We start from the raw sequence: 20,146 nt of genomic DNA, 5'->3' as shown, positions 1-20,146 counted from the left end.
AGATAACTGGCTCCGTGGTTTTTTTGTCTGGAAATGGAATTCCTGGAGAATCAGACTTTGACGGCGTACTCCTGCAGATCTTCGAGGTCGACAAATTCGAGCGTTGAAATGTGACAGGCTTCCAGTTTGACGCGGGGAGCCATCCCTGCTTCGAGCGCTTCTTTCCAGCGTTCGACACACAGGCACCAGCGATCTCCCGGTTTCAACCCTGGGAAATCGTACATCGGATGGGGCGTGCTCAGGTCATTCCCGCGCTCTTTCGAGAATTCGAGGAACTCAGCAGTCGCTTCAATACACACCGTATGCAGCCCCATGTCGGAGGCGCCCGTATTGCAGCAACCATCCCGATAAAATCCAGTCACAGGGTCCAGGGAGCAGGTTTCCAATTCCGTTCCGAGAACATTTTTTGCTTTTCTCTGAGTCATGTTAGAACCGGTCTACCTCTCTATATGCTTCGATGACGGCCATGTCACCTTCTTTACCTGGTTTGGAATTACCGTGTTCCATACCAATAATTCCGTCAAAGCCTTTGGAGTGAATGTGCTTGAAGACATTCAGATAATTGATTTCACCCGTACCCGGTTCTTTGCGACCCGGGTTATCGCCTGACTGAAAATAGCCAATTTCATCCCAGCTGTTGTCGATATTGACAATCAGGTTGCCTTCGGTGATCTGCTGATGATAAATATCAAACAGGATTTTACAGGAAGGACTGTCAACGGCTTTACAGAGAGCATAAGCCTGAGGAGACCCCTGCAGGAACACACCGCCGTGATTGGCAAACCAGTTGAGTGGTTCCAGGACCATCACCATACCGTGCGGTTCAAAGATGTCGGCACAGCGTCTGAGTAATTCGATCACGTTGGCAGTCTGATAGCCTTCTGCCAGACGACTGCGGGGGCCTTCGTCCAGATTTCCCGGAACGACGGTCATCCATTTCGCATTGACGCGTTTTGCAACTTCCACAGAATCTTTGATGTCTTTCAGTACGGAATCCCAGACATCTTTATCCTTACGGGTAAAAGTGGTTTTGCCGATCGAGCCGTGCGCCACGAACACACCCATCTGCATGTTGAGCTTTTCCATTGTATCAGCGATTTGCTGCTGCAGTTCTTTGGGTTTCTTTTTCATGCCGTTGTCTTCCCAGGCAGTGAAGCCCTGGTCGGCAGCAAATTTCAGCTGATCAATGGGATCATTCCCGGCAGCATTTTTAAACATGCCGAAATGGGGACCGTATTTGAGCTGGAATGGTTTTGGCTGGTCTACTCCTGCGGCTTGTGCAGCAGTCCGGGCTAAGATGGCAGCACTGCCGGCTACCATACTGTTTTTCAGAAAATCTCGACGCTGCATCTGCTGGACTCCTTGTTGTGGAATGAATGCTGGTGCGTGCCTCAATCGATGATGTCACACGATATTATGTCGGGATTCGAATCCAAAGTGCATGAAACGTAAATGTCTTTCCGGATTCGAGTGCATGTTGACTCGCTGAAGCTATTCTAGTCAAAACGGACTGAGGATGCACCCGATTTTACATGGAATCATCTGCCACAAATAAAAGTCAGCCAGGAGCCCTGGAACAGTAATCTCAGTGTACTGTTGAGTTTGTTGTTCAGGAAAGGCCGGGCAGGCGAATTACGACTACGATTCCAATGCAGGCCAGCATCACCAGCACTGATTTCACTAGAATCGAAAGTGGAGAAAGCAGTAATGTGGCGGCAATGACCAGGACAACAATTGAGATTGCCTGAATTTTGACACTAAGTCGCACGCCGCCGTCCTGTTGCCATTCTTTGAGAACCTGTCCGAGAACGGGCGAACGCAGCAGCGCTGCATTTAAACGCGGAGAAGTTCTGATCAGAAAATAACTTGTCAGTAAGAGAAATGGTGTGGTTGGCAGAACAGGTAAAGCAACTCCCAGAACACCGAGCGCAAAAAACAGGGTAGCCAGAATGAGGAAGATGATTTTTTTGACACCGGTTACAGTCGGCACGGTTGTTTGATCAAGTGTGTCGAGAAATTCAGGATGGATTTCCTCCAACGCAATGCGATCGAACGTGTTTCCGGTTTGATCGGATTCACTGGAGAGGTCGTCTTGCGGCTGCGAATTACGAATCATGTGATCCAAGATCTGAATGGGCCCTGAAACAGAAAGATTCTCAATTTTAACTGAATCCCGGTGTGCCACAAGCCCGAAACGCAGCCAGATACCTTGAGGCAGATCCCGCAAAAAAACGAATCAATTTAATGGGAAGGCAACATGCCACCACGAACGGCGCCAGCAGCAGTGCTCCCGTAATTGTCTGCAAATAGAGGGTTCAGGGGACGACTGTTGGGAACGGCTAACCAGACGCGCAGTAAATGCCGTTTCAAATGTGATTCGTCTGCATCTTCAAAGTCATCGCGACGATGAAAAGTGACCCAGTTATTCAGGAAAAGCAAGTCGCCTGGTTCCTGTCGAAAGGTGACACTCAATTCGGGAGATTCCGCTACCGCTTCTAACTGGTCAAGTGCTTCGCGCTGTTGAGAAGTCATATCGGGGAGATCGGGTGACGCATAAGCTCGCTCGATCAAAACTCGCAGAAAACTGCCGGCAAAGTGTCCGTCCTGAACAGAAAAGACCGGTTGCTGACAGAATGGTTTCTGGTTCCCAGTGTCGACATTGTGTCTGAGGTAATAAAAAGGTTGCATCAGAATTTTTGTCAGCTCGGGAAAACGCCGCCGCATTTCGTTAAACAGTGAAACAGAACTGACCAACTGGTTGTTGCCTCCCGAACGTGCCTGCTGCAGGCAGAGAAAACCGATCACATCACAGCGGTCTGTGTGGAAGCTTAAGCGTTTGCGAGTGTTAGGACCGCGTGCCTCTTTCTGTCCGACCTGAAAGCCTTCATCGCGCACATGGAATATCTTTTCCCCATTTGCACTTTGTGAAACTGGACTTCCCAGGTGTACCGAGATCAGCCAGAACAGGATTTCCAATTCGGGAGCAGAGTAATGTTCAACAGGCAGTCGCTTCAACTGGCAAGCCCCCGAGCCGGTTTCCAGCTGTTGCTGAATCTGTCGTATTACGGGACTGACTTGCGGAAGGGGAAAGCGGGACGGGGTGATTTGTTCCCGCGACAAATTTTCTTTCAAGACAACATCAAGTGCCAGCTGGAGGTCGTCCAGTTGATTCTGATCGAAAGTAACTTGCCAGTCATCCCGAGCGAATAATTCACTGCCTTTCCAGGCTGCCGGGATGGAAAACTCTGTCGGTAGATTTTCTGCCGCCTGCAAGTCACTCACGCTGAATCAGCTCCTTAAAACACAAGATCAACTCGGGGAATATCTTTTGTTGATTTTAACAGATTCATTCAGTGGGGAAAAGTTGACTGAGCAATTCCAGATGTTTATTGATGAATCAGATTTTTCTGGCTTTCCTTTTTCAGACAACCATTGATTGTTTCAATGAGCCTCTTACGGTCAATGGGCTTGCTGAGATATTCATCACAACCGACCGCAATACATTTTTCACGATCGCCGGGCATGACATTAGCGGTTAAAGCAATGATGGGTTTTGTAAATCCCAGGGACCGGAGACGGCGTGTTGTCGTATATCCATCCAGAACCGGCATTTGAATGTCCATCAGTATCAGATCGTACTCGGAACCGATTTCCTCATCCGGTATTTCATTTTTCTGCAGTTCATCCAGTGCCTGTTGACCATGTTCGACAACCTTCACATCAGCACCAGCTTTGCTCAGTAAAAACTTGATCAGCCGTTGATTGTAGATACCATCTTCCACCAGCAGAATACGACTGTTTTTTCTGAGAAGATCAGAACTGACTTTAGACGATTTGATTTCGCGGATTAAACTGGCAGAATTATATCGATACATTTTTTCACGCCTGAGATCTCCCGTGGCGATCGATAGTAATATCGAAGTCTGAGAAGCATCTCCTGTCTGTTTAGAGACAGAGATCTGTCCTCCCAGAATAGCTGCCAGTTGCTTTGAGACGAACAGTCCCAGTCCCGTTCCACCTCCCAGACCTGGCAAAGCGTGTTCTTCCATTTGTGAGCTGGTAAAGAGAAGTTTCAATCGATCAATATCTAGTTTATTATTTTTAAATGTAACCCTGAATAACAGGATTGCTTTTCCCTCGGAGTCGGAATCAGAACTGACATTCAGATCGATACTTCCTTTTTCGGATATTTTAATTGCCAGGCCAAGAATATTTGACAGTATCTGTTTAAGGCGAATCGGGTCAGATTTAATTGTTTCCGGCAAGTCGTGCTCACAGGCAATTTTGAGGGCTAACTGCTTTTGCTCTGCCTTTCGACGCATTAAGGTTCGTACGTTTTCAATCACAGTGATTGGAGAACATTCGAGTAACTCCAGGTCAAACCGGCCTTCTTCGATTTTCGAAAGATCCAGAAAATCATTGACCGTGTTCAGCAGGTATTCCCCATTGATATGAATGGTTTCAGCGGAAGTCTGTGTAAATGGATCTTGAGCTGATTCGAGTATCATTTCAGAGTAGCCCAGAATCGCAGTGAGGGGAGTGCGAATTTCATGGCTCATCATCGCCAGAAAATTCTTTTTTTCCTCTTTCGCGTGAAATGCTTCCAGTCTTGCGAGTCTCAATTCTTCTTCTGTCTGCACACGCAGATGGATATCCGTCATTGAACCAGTCATTCTGACGGCCTGGCCGGAATCATTACGCAAAACATTTGCATAACCACGAAACCAGCGATACGTACCGCCTTTAATCCGCAGGCGGTACTCCAGCTCAAAGGGACTATTATTAATTAAAGCATCTTCAAAAGCCTGAAATGTATGTTCCACATCATCGGGATGCAGCAGGAGCTTCAAGGTATCCATACTGGAATCGATTTCCTGATTCTGATAGCCAATCAGTTCATAAAAACGTGGGGACCACCATTGCTCTGTTGATTTCAGATTGAGCCAGTCCCAGACTCCGTGAGAGGAATAGCTCAACAGCCCCTCAAGATGCTTTTCAATATTTCTGGAAGATTCGACCTGCTGATCCTGTTGCAGCAGATCGCGACTGGTTGCAAAGAAGCCGGATAGCTCACCAGACACAGAGGGGCGTAACTCGGCACAACATTGAAACCAGCGATATTGTCCATCCGCGCGTTTCAGTCTGTACTCACATTGAAACGCTGTTTGTGCCGCGAACGCCTCATGCCAGGTCTGCAGAAATTCATCCAGATCATTAGGATGAATAAACTTTTGCCAGCCCTCATTGAGATTCTGTTCGAGAGTACTGTTTGTGAACAGAAGCCAGGCTTGATTAAATAGATCAAACTGCTGATCTGAATTTGAAGCCCAGATCAACAGGCTTTGATTACCGCTGCTCTGATCGGGTTCTGGTGTCGGGATGAAGGTCATTTGAAAATCCTGTTAAAGCTTTGATGTTACTCATATATTATCTCTCTGGAATCACAGCTGAATCGCGGTATATTCGGACTTTTTTGAATTCCGGACTTTGTTTGCAAGTAAAGGAGATTTAGTAAATGGAATCTCCTCAGACAGGTTTTTCTCTGCTTGGAAAATCATTATTAATTTGCAGATATCATGAGGTATTTCACTCGAATTCCAGGCAAAAAAAGCGGGAATCGAATCTGATTTAACAGTTGATTTAATTAGAGGAATCAAACGTTAGATGAGGGGGCGCCTGTCGAGTATTCCCCTCCTTAAGCTGACTGGTCATCAGGACTGTCAGTGTACTAAAATGACATGGGAGTAATGTGCTGTGATTCCCTGCATCTTATCAGTTAACGGTTATGTGTTAATGAGCATTCCAGAAGGCCATTTGATGAAGCAGACACTTAATTATTTTGCCTACGGATCAAATCTTCACCCTCTGCGTCTGCAGTCAAGGATCGGCGTGTGTCAGATTCAATCAGTTGCACGCCTGGAAAGGGCGCGACTCTGTTTTCACAAAGTGGGGCTGGATGCTTCGGGGAAGTGCGATATCGTATTGGCCGCTGATTATGACACTACAGTCTGGGGGGCTGTTTATCAGATTTCACCAGAACAGAAAATATTGCTCGATGAGTATGAGTCGCTGGGAAAAGGGTATCAGATCCTCAATACAGAAGTCATGTCGGCTGATAACCAATGCCTGCCCGTTTATACTTATCAGGCAATGCCAGATTTCATTGATCCTCAATTACAACCTTTTGACTGGTACCATGAGTTCGTATTGCAAGGGGTTTCCTATCATGAGTTCCCCGCAGAGTATCGTGAAACCATCCAGGCTGTCGAAATGATCAAGGATCCGGATCAAGAACGGACTGCACGCCATCAGACTCTGTTAAGTGAACTTCAGAAGTCGTTACAGGGAAAGCAGGCTGATTGAATTCCGGAGAACTCTTTTCGTTAAAGCCAGTGGGAGATGATTTCGTAAATCATCTCTTCTTCCAGTGTCTCATGTGCCAGTAACTGGTCGACCAGGTCTCCCATCGCTGCCCAGTACGAATCTTCTCTTAACAGGTGGTACAGGCTGATGGTCTGTTTTTCCAGATATTGCATTCGGGCTTCGCGCTGCGGAACCAGCACCGCTGCTGCCTGCCAGGCCTGCTGCCAGTCTCCCGACCATTCTGATACGAGAGCCGGATGAAACGGGTCTCCGGTATGGATCATCTCTGCAACCGGTCCCGCTAATGCGACCAGCACCGCTTTTTCAAGACCGGACTTCTGGTTGAAAGCCCCTTCAGGCCAAGAAATCTGTGCGTCGCCAAAACGCTCCGGTCCATCATCCCAGTCGGGATCTACCGTGACTGAATGGACGCGGGCACCAGCGTAGATGGCGATCAGGACATGGCCTGCTTCATGGTAAGCGGTGAGTTCTTCTGTCATTCCTGATCCGGGACGTTTTATTTCATAATCGTGAAGTGAATAGTATGTCCTAATCAGAGCAGGGAATCAAATCAAACACTTCCGTTGTGAGCAATCAGGAAATCAGAAATATATGGAACAGGTGATCTGTTTCTAAATCTTCTTCTCAAAACACATTCCTGCATGAACGAAGATCTGAGGGCTGTTTATTGCTTTGTATTGGTTTGACTCTGCGATAGAATGGACGACTCAAAATCGAAATAATCCATTGATATGAATTAATGAGCTATACAACCTGGAGAAATACGACCTATGAATTTTGTTCGTCACCTTATCGTAGGCTGTCTGAGCCTGACATTGATTTCCCAAGCCGTTGTTGCGGCAGAAGAATATGATATTGTCATCTACGGCGGAACCTCGGGAGCAGTCACAGCTGCCGTTCAGGCAAAACGCCTGGGGAAATCTGTCGTCATTGTCTGTCCCGATCAACATCTGGGAGGATTGTCCAGTGGAGGTCTGGGTTGGACGGACACCGGTAATAAAGCCGTCATTGGTGGTTTGGCACGGGAATTCTATCATCGAGTCTGGAAACATTATCAGTCTCCCGAAGCCTGGCAGTGGCAGAAACGCGCGCAGTATGGAGACAAAGGCCAGGGGACTCCTGCGATTGATGGTAAACAGCGGACGATGTGGATTTTTGAGCCGCATGTTGCCGAACAGGTCTTTGAAGATTTTGTGAAGGAGTACGAGATCCCCGTCTATCGTGACGAATGGCTGGATCGCAAGCAGGGAGTGAAGAAGTCAGCAGATAAAATCAGTTCCATCACGACACTCAGTGGGAAAACGTTTACAGGTCGGGTCTTTATTGATGCGACATACGAAGGAGATCTGCTGGCAGCCGCCGGAGTGAGTTATCATGTCGGGCGTGAAGCTACGAGTGTCTATGGCGAAGAGTGGAATGGCGTCCAGACAGGCGTATTGCATCACCGGCATCATTTCGGTCCGAATGCGGTCAAAGAGAAAATCAGTCCTTATAAAATTCCCGGCGATCCAGCCAGTGGATTACTCCCGCGCATCAGTGGCGCTGATCCCGGAAAGTATGGTTCAGGTGATGATAAAATTCAGGCTTACTGTTTTCGCATGTGCCTGACCAATCATGAAGAGAACCGCGTTCCCTTCCCCAAACCCGAGGGCTACGATCCGGCGCAGTATGAGCTGATGCTGCGAATTTATGATGCCGGCTGGAGAGACACGTTTGCCAAGTTTGACCCGATTCCAAATTTTAAAACAGATACGAACAATCACGGGCCGATGAGTACGGATAATATCGGATACAATTATGATTACCCGGAAGCCTCGTACGATCGCCGGAAAGAAATCATCCAGGAGCACACCACGTATCAGCAGGGCTGGCTCTATTTTATTGCCAATGATCCACGCGTTCCGCAGGAGGTTCAACAGAAAATGCGCAAATGGGGACTGGCGAAGGATGAGTTTACTGATAACGGAAACTGGCCGCATCAGCTCTATATTCGCGAAGCCCGCCGCATGATCGGCAAGTTTGTGATGACAGAAAATGAGCTTGTGAAAAAACGTCCTACACCTGATTCGGTCGGCATGGGATCATATACTATGGATTCGCATAACGTGCAGCGATATGTAACTCCCGAAGGCTACGTACAGAACGAAGGTGACATCGGAGTTTCGACGCATGGCCCCTACGAAATTGCCTACGGAAGCCTGGTTCCGAAAAAAGGGGAATGCGGCAATCTACTGGTACCGGTTTGTGTTTCCAGTTCGCATATTGCCTTTGGTTCGATACGTATGGAACCGGTCTTTATGATCCTGGGGCATTCTGCAGCAACCGCAGCGGCGATCGCCCTTGACCAGAATCTGGATGTGCAGGATGTTCCTTATCATTCATTAAGAGCACAACTGATCAAGGAAGGGCAGGTTCTGGAAGCACCTCCCGAAGTCAAATTCGGAAAGAATGGAGTGAATCCCGCGACCTTGAAAGGGATCGTTTTGGATGACAGCAAAGCAAAGCTCACCGGTGCCTGGACTACCAGCCATTCCGCAAAAAAGTACATTGGTTCCAGTTACAGTCACGAATCCAACACCCGCGATGGAAAAGCGACCGCCCGGTTTGAAACGAAAATTCCAGAGGGGGGGCTTTATGAAGTACGGTATGCCTATACCCCGAATGGAAATCGGAGCTCCCAGGTTAAAATCAAACTGCAACATGCCGGGGGAACAGAAACCCGTACCATCAATCAGAAAAAACTGCCGCCGCTGGAGGGACTGTTTATATCGCTGGGTGAATATGACTTCACTCCGGATCAACCGGCAGTTGTTGAAGTTTCAAATGCAGGAGCCGACGGGTATGTGATCATTGATGCGGTTCAGTGGATCCCTGTGAAAGAGTAATCTGTCTGTTTTCTCATTTCTAACTTGATTTAGAGGAGTCATCAGTCGTGTTTATGAAAAACAAAAGTCTTTCGCTTCTGTTGTTTTTGGCTCTGGTGACAATGATCAGTTTAGAGGCCCGGCTGATGTCAGCCGCCGAGATCGATTCGAAAGAAAATGTCTCTCTCGCCATGCGAAAGTCAAGTGAATATTTTCGAAATAAACTGGCCGTACACGGGGGCTACGTCTATTACTACAGCCTGGATTTGCGGGAACGCTGGGGAGAAGGAAAGGCCGGACCGGATCAGATCTGGGTGCAGCCACCGGGTACTCCCACTGTCGGATTGGCTTATCTGTCTGCTTACAAGACCACAGGCGACTCATTTTATCTTGATGCGGCTACAGACGCCGCGCTGGCCCTGATTTATGGACAACTGAAGTCAGGCGGGTGGACCAATTCGGTTGAATTTAATCCGAAAAGCAGGTTGACGGCCGCATATCGTAATGGGAAGGGCAGGGGACGGAACAATTCAACTCTCGATGATGGCATTTCTCAGTCAGCGATTCGCCTGTTGATTCACGTTGATCAGGCCCATCAGTTTCAGAATCAGAAAATTCATGAAGCGGCAGAGATCGCTTTGAATGCGTTACTCGCTGCTCAGTTTCCGGTAGGCGCATTTCCCCAGGTCTGGACGGAACCGGTAAATAAAGTTGCTCCGAAAGCAGGGAACTTCCCGGAATACGACTGGCGGACTGAAGGTCGCATCAAGAATTACTGGGACTATTATACTTTGAATGATGGACTGGCCGGTTATGTATCGACAGTGTTGATTGAAGCGTATGAAATTTACCAGGACCCACGTTATCAGCAGGCTGTATTCAAGCTGGGTGATTTTCTGATTGCATCACAACTGCCGCAACCTCAGCCTGCCTGGGCGCAGCAGTACAACTATGATATGCAACCCATTTGGGCCCGCCGCTTCGAACCACCCGCCGTGACGGGGGGAGAGACTCAGGATGTGATAGAAACACTGATGAAAATTTATCAATTCAGTGGCGGTGAGGAGAAATACCTCAAACCGATTCCCCAGGCGCTGGCCTGGTTAAAAAAATCACAACTGCCGGACGGTCAACTGGCTCGCTACTATGAACTCAAAACCAATCGTCCACTGTATATGACGCGCAGCGGTAAAGACTACAGTCTGACTTATGACGATTCTGATCTGCCTCGCCATTATGGCTGGAAAATTAAATCGAAACTTCCTCAACTGCAGCGGGAATACAATTTACTTAAGACGGGAAAGCAGCAAACTACCAAAACAAACCGGCGTGAGCTTTCGGTACGAGTCAAAACGATCTTGAATAACCTGGATTCTCAAGCACGCTGGATCAGCACCAGCACGGGAGAGCGCCTGGTGGGACAACCTAAGTTTCCGGTCAACAGCCAGTATATCGCCAGTGAAGTCTTCAGTGAGAACCTGGAGACACTGAGCGCCTATCTGGAATTACTCAAAACCAACTGAAGGGACGCCAGCGAAATCAGTGCGGAATCCCATTCAGGTGAAAGATGGAGTTCATCGTGATGACTTTCGTTTCGCCCTGCTGGTAACGGATGAGGTTGATCCCGGTATTGGTCTGTGCAAGATCTTTGGCCTTGCTTATTTCCAGACCCAGCACCCGCGCGAGGTACACCCGGTTCACCACGTTGTGCGCAACCACGACAATCGTTTCTCCCAGATGCCGGTCCAGCAGACTCTGGATGGCAGGCTCTGTCCGGTTGAGCACATCGCCGTACGATTCTCCCCCTTCATACCGGTTTTGATACGGATCATGTATGAACGCATCATAAGCTTCGGGAAATTCCTGCATGATTATGTCCCAGGATTTTCCCTCCCAGAGACCTACATCGCATTCATGGATTTCAGCCACTTCTTGAGGAGTCAACCCCAGTGGTTCACAGATCGCTTCAGCAGTTTCCCGGGCTCGAATCATGGGGCTGCAGTAAACATGATGGATCGGACTGGTGGACGAAAGGAACTGGCCTAATGCGGCAGCCTGTTTTTGACCTGATTCACTCAGACTGGGGTTGATCCCACACCCCTGCAGGATGAAGGGACGCTGTTCATTGGGAGGCGTGGCCCCATGGCGGATCAACAGCAGGTTTGTGACATCCGTTTCCGGGTGAGGTACCATTTTAGAAAGTTTCATATCGGGTCCTGTCGAAATAGCAGATCGCGAACTCTTATCGATGTGCCTGATGCTGCGACAACCTGGCAGCAGCTTTGGTCGCTTCGATGATGCCTCGGGTTTCAGGGACAGTATCACTCCAGGCAATGTCAAAGGCTGTGCCATGGCTGGGGCTGGTTCTCACGATTGGCAGACCGAGTGTGATGTTGACTGCCTGATCAAAACCGAGCAATTTAAAGGGAATATGACCCTGATCGTGATACATGGCGACGACGGCATCGAACTCACCACGGACAGCTCTGCGAATCAGGGTGTCTGCTGGCAAGGGGCCGGTCGCGTCAAGCCCTGATTGAATCGCCTGTTCGACTGCGGGGGAGATGATGCGTGCTTCTTCATCGCCGAACAGACCATGCTCACCCGCGTGCGGATTCAAAGCACAGACGGCTACTCGGGGGTGGGCAACTCCCATTTTTTGCATCAGTCCCGAGATGAGTCTGATTTTTTCAAATATCGCGTCAGTGCTGAGTAAACCGGGAACGCTGGCAATTGATGTATGTAATGTGGTGTGGACGATTCCCAGACCGGCAGGAGACTGGATTGCAGCACCATGTGGCAGATAGAGCATCATACCATAATCAGCGACGCCACAGCGGTCAGCCAGAATTTCGGTATGACCGGGGTAATCAATGCCGGCCAGTCGGAGCGATTCCTTATTCAGAGGAGCTGTGGTAATGGCATCCATCTCTCCGGACAGGCAATCATCAATGGCACTCACCAGATAATCATAGGCACCCTGGCCAGAGCGGGCATCAATTTGACACGGGACAACCTCGGCGACATTCGAGTTACCACGATCAATACAGTTCGCGATTCCCACCCGGAATTCCAGACTGTCTGAAATGGATTCGATTTCACGGATCTGAAGTTGGGAGCCGGATTGTTGTGATGCACGTCGGAGAACAGCAGCATTCCCATAAACAACAGGCCGACAGATCTGAAAAATTTCAGAGCCGCTGCAGAGCACGTCCAGCAATTGCGGACCAATGCCTGAGACATCACCCATGGTCAATGCGATGAGAGGCAATTTCATAGTGATTCGAATATTTCACATTCCGAGAGAGGAAGTCCCTTACGGTCTTTTTCAGACAGAATTGGTTCGTCTGAGAGAGGCCATTCGATTTCTAAAGCAGGATCATTCCACAGCAGGGTTCGCTCATGTTCTGGAAAATAATAGTCAGTGCATTTATACATGAAGTCTGCACGCGGGCTGAGAACATAAAAGCCGTGGGCGAATCCAGCAGGCACGAAGAGTTGTTTATGGTTCTCTGCCGACAGCAGAACCGAAATCGATTTCCCGAATGTGGGAGAATTCTTTCTGAGATCAACACAGACATCCAGGATTTCGCCTTCCACTGCAAAAACCAGTTTTGCCTGGGGACGGTGAATCTGAAAATGTAATCCACGCAGGATACCAGCAGAGGACCGTGAGTGGTTGTCCTGTACAAAAGGTCCTGGTATTCCTGCCTGTTCATAGCGTTCCTGCTGAAAGGTCTCTTTGAAGAAACCACGATCATCAGAAAAAACGCGGGGGGTGATGATCACTAAGCCGGGAAATTCAGTCTGTTGTATATCCATATGACAACAAATTCTTTCTTGAGAGGAGACGGGCTTTTACGAGACGCATGTTGAAAATAGAAGACGTGGACTAATAATAGCGAATTTTCTGTTGGATAAAAGCAATGCTAAGAGTCTGATCTCTTAGTTCTCAAAATCTTTTCAGGTGTCTGAAACATACCCAAGTCCCATTAGTAAAGGAATTTAGAATAATAGACTACCTCTGAGTTTTTCCTGTTTTTTCTTGAAAAGTGTAGGCTGTATCGCGTATTCTATAGTCAACACATTTTACCTGAGGGATACAGCCTTATCAGCTGTTAAGTGAAGCCTTATGAGACAAACCCTTAAAATCAATACCAGAACGGCGGTAACAGTGATGCTGAGATCCCTTCTCACTGGTGCAGTGATTGTTGCTGTCGGATTTTCGACAGCACCGCTGTCTGCTCAGGACGTCAAAGTTCAGAAGCCGGTTTCGGCTACCCCTGCGGCTAAACTGTCTGAAGTCTTCTTTAAAACAGTTCCTGATTCTCTTGAAGATCTTCAGGAAATTGAGCGACAGGTTACCTCACTGACCAGAATGGCCATTGAGAGTACCGTCTCTGTCCGTGTAGGAGAAGCACAGGGTAGTGGAGTGATAATCGATAATAAAGCCGGCTATATTTTGACTGCAGCTCATGTCATTGGCCTGGCACAAAAAAATGCGACAATCATTCTACACGATGGTAGAACCTTAAAAGGGCGTACCATGGGATTGAACCGTGGGCTCGATGCCGGGCTGGTCAAGCTTGTGGAAGACAATGAAGTTGATATCAGCAAACTGTCTGCAGTGAAAATGGGAGATATTTCTGAAATTGAGGCTGGTGAATGGGTCATGGCGACAGGTCATCCGAATGGCTATCAGTCAGGGCGTGCTCCCGTCGTGCGACTTGGTAGAATTGTCTCCCGTAAGAAACATCTGCTGCAAACAGATTGTACTCTCATCGGCGGGGATTCAGGTGGCCCCCTGTTTAATATGCAGGGGCAGGTTGTAGGAATCCACAGTCGTATTGGTCCCTCTACCAGCTGGAATTTTCATATTCCCGTATCCGCGTTTCAGGATGACTGGGAAAAACTTGTTTCTGGTGATATGTGGGGCGCAAAGCCACTGGGGCAGAACGCCGTGCTGGGGGTGAATGGCGAAGATACTGACCGGGGCTGTAAAGTCACGGCAGTCACCCGCGGGTTTCCTGCTGAAATTGCCGGGTTACAGGCAGACGATATCATTATCCAGCTCAATGACGAGAAAATCACTGGAATCGAACAGCTGGCCGAGGTCGTACAACAGTACAAGCCCGGTCAGACAGTCCAGATTACATTTATACGTGCGGGTAAGAACATGACTTTTGAAGTTCAACTCGCCGCACGTGACTGAGATATGACAACTCAAACTCGATCTTGGTTTCTGCTCCGAAAAAAAGATCAACTGAAAAACCATACGTGAGGAGATAGACTTGAACCAGGATCAAAATACGAGAAAGCATAAAACACCTGCTGTCCGGTTTGTTTTATTGCTTTCAATTGTATCGGTTTGCATGGGCTGGCAGTCTTCTCAGAGTTTTGCCTGGGATCAACTGCAGCCCAGCCAGTTGACCAGTGGCTCACAGATGCGGCGGGCTTTTCGCTCAGTCGTTTCGACTCCACGTTCATGGACCGTCCGCGTTCGTTCCGATGGCAAAGAAACATCTCTGGGAGCCATTGTAGAATCCGATGGGTGGATCCTGACTAAAGCCAGCCAACTGGAAGGGGAAGTCACCTGTGAATTATCGACGGCGGAACGCTACCAGGCTGAAATCATTGGGGTCGATGGAAAACTCGATCTGGCTTTGATCAAAATAGACGCTAAAAATCTACCTACCGTGAAATGGAAGTCCGACGCGGATCCCCAGGTGGGACAATGGCTGGTCACCCCCGGTTTAAGCATGTCTCCAGTCAGTGTCGGTGTGCTCAGTGTTGCCCGACGGAAAATCGATCCTGCTCCCGGAGTTCTGGGGGTTCAGATTGACGACGCCGTTGGTGGCGCCCTGGTCAAACACGTCATGCGTGAAAGTGGAGCAGAAGAAGCGGGATTGAAGCCGGGAGATGTGATCCTGAGTGTCGCTGGTGAAGAGATCGACAGTGCCCGTGCACTTTCCAATTTCGTGCGTAAGTTTTTGCCCGGTGACCGGGTTCTTGTTAAAGTCCTTCGCGAAAAAGAAGAAGTGACTGCGGTTGTCGTCCTGACTGATCCTCAAATGCTGATTTATGATCGCCTGCGGGAAATGCAGAAAAAAATGGGCGGTGCTCTCAGTCGTCGAAAAACGGGATTCACCGAAGTTCTGCAACACGATACCGTCTTACGTCCGGAAGACTGTGGTGGTGTAATTGTTGATCTGCAGGGGAATGCCATTGGTTTGAATATTGCCCGTGCCGGCAGAACCAAATCATTCGCCATCCCGGCCAATCACGTCGTTCCCATGATCCAGAAGCTGAAGTTGAAAGAATATGCCCCTTATAATCCATTGAAGGATGCCAGGCAGCATACCGTCTCAGCAACCACCTCATCCTGATCGCATTGATTTTTGCCTGAAACTCATCTGCTTCCGGAAGTCTCTGATGGCAGATTCCTGGATCGCACTGGTTCTGCTGTAGCCGAGACAGGCAGCGCCGCGGATGCCAATGATGTCTGGTGCCAGATCGGACAGGATTTCCAGGTCTTGAATACGCAGAGAACCAGCCAATGCAATTTTCAGTTGTCTGGCTCGCGCCAGTTCGATGATCTCACCAAGTGTTTCGGGAGAGAGCAGATCCAGCAGCCTGCCGTTCTGTTTTGAGAAAGTGTCAATCAGCAATCCAGCACACCCATTTTCACAGGCTGTTTCCAGAATTTTGTATGGCGAGAGGGAATCGGCCCGTCTCCAGTCTGCATAGGCAACCGCGATCCATTGATGTTGATGTTTGCTACTCTCTTCGATCCGTTGGATCAGGTTCTGCCAGTCTGAAATCCAGTGCGGGGATCCATTGCATTGCGAGAATCCCATCTTCAAAAAAGTAATCTCTGAGGGAATCGACAGGCTGCTTTGTCCTGTATTCCATTCGCAGAGTTCTCCCAGCGCCATACTGAGAGGGATGGTCACAGAATATTGTTGACAGTACCCAATTGCAGCATTGAGTATTGCATCATCGACTCGCCCGAGTGCACCGCGACGAGGGTCTTTGAAGTCGAGTATTTCACAACCTCCAGCGATCGCAGGAGCGATTTCTGCTCCGTTCCTGACACTGACCAGTAACTGTGTGTGCTGTAGATTCAATGCTGCGTCTTTTCTGAAATGACTCACGGCGGTGATTACTTCTCTTTTTTCGCAGCTGTCTGATGGCGCAGTGCTTTACCAGCCAGGCTGCCAGTAGGAAAACCGGCATTGATGGCAGGGCTGCCATTCACAAACAGATAACGGATTCCCTCGGAATACTGGTGGGGATTGTCGAATGTTGCTTTATCAATCAGGGTTCTGGTATCAAAAACGACGATATCAGCGTACGCTCCTTTCCGCAGGTAGCCTCTGCCTTTGAGCCCCAGAATATCTGCCGGCAGGCCAGTCATACTTCGTACGGCATGTTCCAGGGGAATCACTTTCTGCTGCAGAGCGTAATAACTCAGCTTGCGGGGAAAGGTTCCATAGTTGCGAGGATGAGGACGATCCGATCCGGGCAGGTAAGCCCGGCCGTCAGAAGCGGTGGCCACCCAGTCAATTTTCATGATCTGACGGACGTCGGCTTCATTCATACTGAAGTTGACGACAGAAGCACCACCCTGACGTGTGATTTCCAGAACAATGTCCAGTACGCTCTTGTTCTCTTTCTCTGCAATCTGCAGCAGATTTTTACCCACCCAGTCCGGGCGATCAGAATAGCGGGCGATGCGAACCGCTTTTCCCTCTTCGCGCTTTTCAATATTACTTTGAATGGCTTTGATGATTTTTTCTGAGGTCTCAGGAGCTTCCAGTCGGGCCACGAGTTCTTTGTTACTGCCAGCTCTGGCCCAGGCAGGGATCAGCGTGGCTCCCAGGGAGGTGCTGGAAGCGATATAGGGATATTGATCGGCGGTGACTTTCTGTCCCTGTTTGCGGGCATCCTCAATCATGGCGGCGGCCCGGATCACCAGCCCCCAGGCATCCTGGCCGCTGGATTTGAAGTGGGAAATGTGAACGGGCAGCTTTGCCTGCTGACCGATTTTCAAGGCCTCGTTGACGGCGGCCAGTAGTTCCGTGCTTTCATTGCGAATATGGCTGGTATAGATCCCCTGGAAACGTGACACGATTCGAGCCAGTTCCACCAGTTCGTCCGTTCCGGCATAGGAACTGGGGACATAGATCAGCCCGGTAGACATGCCCCAGGCACCATCCTGCATGGCTTTCTCAGCTAGAGCTTTCATCTTCTGCAGTTCCTCGGCTGTGGGCTCACGCTGTCCGGATCCCATGACTTCGTCACGCAGGGATCCCTGCGGTATCAGATGCAGAACATTTGTTCCGCTTCCCGCAGCCTCGATGATACGGTAATATTCTTCTGTATCGACCGGGCCACTGCCACAATTTCCAGTCACAATTGTGGAACATCCCTGGGTGACATAATTCATGTTCGCCCGGGTTAAAGGCGAAATAATCTGCCGGTCACTGTGGTTATGCAGGTCGATGAATCCCGGAGCTATGGTCAGTCCGTGACAGGGAATCGTCTCTCTGGCAGTCCCTTTGATCTCGGGGCTGATTTGTACAATCCGGTCGTCTTTGATTGCGACATCGCCAGGAAATCCTGGTTTTCCCGAGCCATCAATGATCGTTCCCCCTTTGAGCAGGATGTCAAACGAAGACTCATCCTGGGCAAAAAGTGTGACTGACGGAACGAAAGTGAAGAAATAAAAACAAAGGCAAATCTGCAGACGTAGATAGTCCATAAGATATAACCCCTTTGTGGATAACGAATTTAAGGTGAGAACTCTTACTTTGTGAAGATTGCGCATCGTATTTGGTAAAAGTATCGCTAAAACCGATCAGAACTACCAGTAAGAATGTCCAATTCTGGGCTTTGCGTTAGTAATCTATTGTTGATATATTTTGCGGCTTCTATAGTTGCCTGATGCGCTGAGAGGCGGTTTTTTGGCGAAACCCTCTGTTCCCTGTAAGGAACGTTTGAATATTAAGACGGTTTCCCGAGAGATCCATTTTGGGAAGAATTAAGAGTCATGAAACGAGAAGATGTGCGGAACATTGCGATTATCGCGCACGTGGACCATGGGAAAACGACACTGGTCGATGCCTTGCTGCATCAAAGTGGCCATTTCCGTGATTCTCAATTAAAGGGCGACTGTATCCTGGATTCCAACGATCTGGAACGGGAACGCGGCATTACGATTCTGGCCAAGAACATCGCATTGATGTATAAGGGCGTAAAAATCAACATCATCGACACTCCAGGCCACGCTGACTTTGGCGGGGAAGTCGAACGTGTGCTCCGCATGGCCGACGGTGTCCTGATTCTGGTAGATGCATTTGAAGGACCTCGTCCACAGACCCGCTTTGTTTTGAAAAAAGCACTGGAATGTGGTTTGAAGCCTCTGGTCGTCATCAACAAAATTGACCGTTCCGACTGCCGACCCGATCATGTCTTAAGTGAGATGTTCGACCTGTTCGTGGAATTGGAAGCTGACGATGAAACCCTCGACTTCCCTTATATCTACGCCAGCGCCCGCGAAGGTTTTGCGACGCATGATCTGGATAACTTCGGCAACAGTATTCATCCGTTGCTGGATATGGTACTGGAAAATGTTCCTGCTCCCGATGTGAATCAGGATGCACCACTGACCATGATGGTGACCACTCTGGAATGGTCAGAGTATGTGGGACGTGTTGCTACCGGCCGTATCAGCAGTGGAAAAGTTCATACCGGCGAACGCGTAACCCTCATCAAGCGTAATGGGGACCATCTGAAGTGCACCGTCGATTCAGTAGAACTATTTAATAATCTGGGACGGGCTCCCGTTGATGAAGCTTCTGCCGGCGATATTGTCGCTCTGGTGGGGCTGGATAACCCGGAAATCGGTGATACCGTCGCCTGTGCAGAAAAACCGCAGGCCCTGGTTCGCATCGATGTCGATGAACCAACTCTGTCCATGCTGTTTACCATCAACAGTTCGCCTCTGGCAGGACAGGATGGAAAGTATGTGACCAGCCGAAACCTGCGTGATCGACTGATGCGGGAACTGGAATCGAATGTGGCTCTTCGTGTGACCGAGCGGGAAGATAAAGATTCCTTCTCTGTCTCAGGTCGTGGGATTCTGCATTTATCCGTATTGATTGAGCAGATGCGACGTGAAGGTTATGAACTGTCTGTCGGTAAGCCGGAAGTCATTCGTAAGAAAATTGACGGCAAATGGCATGAACCATTTGAATCTCTGGAAGTAGATGCTCCCTCAGAAGTCGTTGGTTCCGTGATGGAACTGGTCTGTGCCCGTCGTGGACAGATGATCGATATGACTTCCAGTGAAACGGGGATGTCTCATCTCAAGTTTTCCATCCCTGCTCGTGGTCTGATTGGTCTGCGTACCCGTCTGCTGAATGCAACCCGCGGCGAAGCAATCATCAATCACCGCTTCGAAGCCTATAAGGTGACAGAAGGGGACGTCCCGCGACGTGCGAATGGCGTACTGATTTCGCAGGATAAAGGTCAGGCCGTCGGATATGCCTTATGGAAACTTCGTGACCGGGCTGAGTTCTTTGTCGGACCCGGTGCAGACGTTTATGAAGGTATGATCGTCGGCGAGAACGTCCGCAATAACGACCTGGTTGTGAATCCCATTCGTGGTAAGAAACTGACCAACGTGCGTGCTTCCGGTTCGGATGAGAACATGGTCCTCAAACCGCCTCGGGACATGAGTCTGGAAGCGGCTCTGGAGTACATTGAGTACGACGAGTATGTGGAAATTACTCCAAAAATCATCCGATTGCGAAAGATCTATCTGACGGAGAATGAACGTAAACGCAATCATCGAACGACGACCGATGTATAATCTCGAATGATTCGCGCTGCTG

17 protein-coding genes are annotated in these 20,146 nt (G+C 49.1%); 6 read left to right on the top strand and 11 right to left on the bottom strand.

The genetic code is table 11. The features are described from left to right. Positions 1–50: 50 nt before the first annotated feature. From GmarT_RS17935 to GmarT_RS17915, 5 genes are all read right to left on the bottom strand, one after another. Entirely contained in the window at positions 51–425 is a 375-nt protein-coding gene (locus GmarT_RS17935; protein WP_002645543.1) for a DUF2237 family protein, read from the bottom strand. Position 426: 1 nt separating this feature from the next. Continuing rightward, complete coding sequence (locus GmarT_RS17930) at positions 427–1,350, bottom strand: TIM barrel protein (RefSeq protein WP_002645544.1); 924 nt, start codon at positions 1,348–1,350, stop codon at positions 427–429. Between the two features lie 259 nt (positions 1,351–1,609). Next, entirely contained in the window at positions 1,610–2,116 is a 507-nt protein-coding gene (locus tag GmarT_RS17925) for a YbaN family protein (RefSeq protein WP_149303048.1), read from the bottom strand. Positions 2,117–2,241: 125 nt separating this feature from the next. Beyond that, positions 2,242–3,282, bottom strand: coding sequence for a TauD/TfdA family dioxygenase (locus GmarT_RS17920; RefSeq protein WP_002645546.1), 1,041 nt, complete (start codon positions 3,280–3,282; stop codon positions 2,242–2,244). A 104-nt stretch (positions 3,283–3,386) separates the two neighbouring features. Further along, a complete protein-coding gene (locus GmarT_RS17915) occupies positions 3,387–5,390 on the bottom strand; it encodes a PAS domain-containing hybrid sensor histidine kinase/response regulator family protein (RefSeq protein WP_002645547.1) in 2,004 nt (667 codons plus the stop codon). Positions 5,391–5,817: 427 nt separating this feature from the next. On the opposite strand from GmarT_RS17915, the gene GmarT_RS17910 reads away from it, so the two are divergent. Beyond that, a complete protein-coding gene (locus tag GmarT_RS17910; RefSeq protein ID WP_002645549.1) occupies positions 5,818–6,363 on the top strand; it encodes a gamma-glutamylcyclotransferase family protein in 546 nt (181 codons plus the stop codon). Between the two features lie 20 nt (positions 6,364–6,383). Here GmarT_RS17910 and GmarT_RS17905 read toward each other — a convergent pair whose 3' ends face one another. Next, positions 6,384–6,863: a hypothetical protein gene (locus tag GmarT_RS17905; RefSeq protein WP_002645550.1), complete on the bottom strand. Its 480-nt coding sequence runs from the start codon at positions 6,861–6,863 to the stop codon at positions 6,384–6,386. A 291-nt stretch (positions 6,864–7,154) separates the two neighbouring features. Here GmarT_RS17905 and GmarT_RS17900 point away from each other — a divergent pair, with 291 nt between their 5' ends. Both GmarT_RS17900 and GmarT_RS17895 read left to right on the top strand, forming a co-directional pair. Next, positions 7,155–9,269: an FAD-dependent oxidoreductase gene (locus GmarT_RS17900; protein ID WP_002645551.1), complete on the top strand. Its 2,115-nt coding sequence runs from the start codon at positions 7,155–7,157 to the stop codon at positions 9,267–9,269. 53 nt (positions 9,270–9,322) lie between these two features. Beyond that, positions 9,323–10,771, top strand: a complete 1,449-nt coding sequence (locus tag GmarT_RS17895; RefSeq protein WP_230682533.1) for a pectate lyase — start codon at positions 9,323–9,325, stop codon at positions 10,769–10,771. A gap of 16 nt (positions 10,772–10,787) precedes the next feature. On the opposite strand, the gene GmarT_RS17890 is transcribed toward GmarT_RS17895, so the two are convergent. The 3 genes from GmarT_RS17890 to rfbC are packed head-to-tail and all read right to left on the bottom strand — an operon-like array spanning position 10,788 to position 13,070. Continuing rightward, positions 10,788–11,456 carry a histidine phosphatase family protein gene (locus GmarT_RS17890; protein WP_157158928.1) on the bottom strand — a complete coding sequence of 223 codons (669 nt, stop codon included), beginning with the start codon at positions 11,454–11,456 and terminating at the stop codon, positions 10,788–10,790. Between the two features lie 34 nt (positions 11,457–11,490). After that, complete coding sequence (gene pdxA, locus GmarT_RS17885; RefSeq protein WP_002645555.1) at positions 11,491–12,525, bottom strand: 4-hydroxythreonine-4-phosphate dehydrogenase PdxA; 1,035 nt, start codon at positions 12,523–12,525, stop codon at positions 11,491–11,493. Beyond that, positions 12,522–13,070 carry a dTDP-4-dehydrorhamnose 3,5-epimerase gene (gene rfbC, locus GmarT_RS17880; protein ID WP_002645556.1) on the bottom strand — a complete coding sequence of 183 codons (549 nt, stop codon included), beginning with the start codon at positions 13,068–13,070 and terminating at the stop codon, positions 12,522–12,524. The genes pdxA and rfbC overlap by 4 nt, the downstream gene beginning before the upstream one ends. A 355-nt stretch (positions 13,071–13,425) precedes the next feature. On the opposite strand from rfbC, the gene GmarT_RS17875 reads away from it, so the two are divergent. After that, the gene (locus tag GmarT_RS17875) at positions 13,426–14,460 is read left to right on the top strand and encodes a S1C family serine protease (protein ID WP_002645557.1); all 1,035 of its coding nucleotides are present in this window, start codon (positions 13,426–13,428) and stop codon (positions 14,458–14,460) included. 79 nt (positions 14,461–14,539) lie between these two features. Then, positions 14,540–15,634, top strand: a complete 1,095-nt coding sequence (locus tag GmarT_RS17870) for a S1C family serine protease (protein ID WP_002645558.1) — start codon at positions 14,540–14,542, stop codon at positions 15,632–15,634. Here the strand turns inward: GmarT_RS17870 and GmarT_RS17865 are convergent. Continuing rightward, positions 15,626–16,402 carry a (5-formylfuran-3-yl)methyl phosphate synthase gene (locus GmarT_RS17865; RefSeq protein WP_157158929.1) on the bottom strand — a complete coding sequence of 259 codons (777 nt, stop codon included), beginning with the start codon at positions 16,400–16,402 and terminating at the stop codon, positions 15,626–15,628. The genes GmarT_RS17870 and GmarT_RS17865 overlap by 9 nt on opposite strands. Before the next feature lie 8 nt (positions 16,403–16,410). Next, the gene (locus tag GmarT_RS17860) at positions 16,411–18,012 is read right to left on the bottom strand and encodes an N-acyl-D-amino-acid deacylase family protein (protein WP_002645560.1); all 1,602 of its coding nucleotides are present in this window, start codon (positions 18,010–18,012) and stop codon (positions 16,411–16,413) included. 288 nt (positions 18,013–18,300) lie between these two features. Between GmarT_RS17860 and typA the strand changes: the two genes are divergently transcribed. Next, entirely contained in the window at positions 18,301–20,124 is a 1,824-nt protein-coding gene (gene typA / locus GmarT_RS17855) for a translational GTPase TypA (RefSeq protein WP_002645561.1), read from the top strand. The last annotated feature ends 22 nt before the right edge of the window (positions 20,125–20,146 follow it).

The sequence above is a fragment of the Gimesia maris genome (assembly GCF_008298035.1).
GTDB lineage: Bacteria > Planctomycetota > Planctomycetia > Planctomycetales > Planctomycetaceae > Gimesia > Gimesia maris.
Note: the sequence above shows the minus strand (reverse complement) of the source record. Positions and strands in the feature narration are given on the sequence as shown.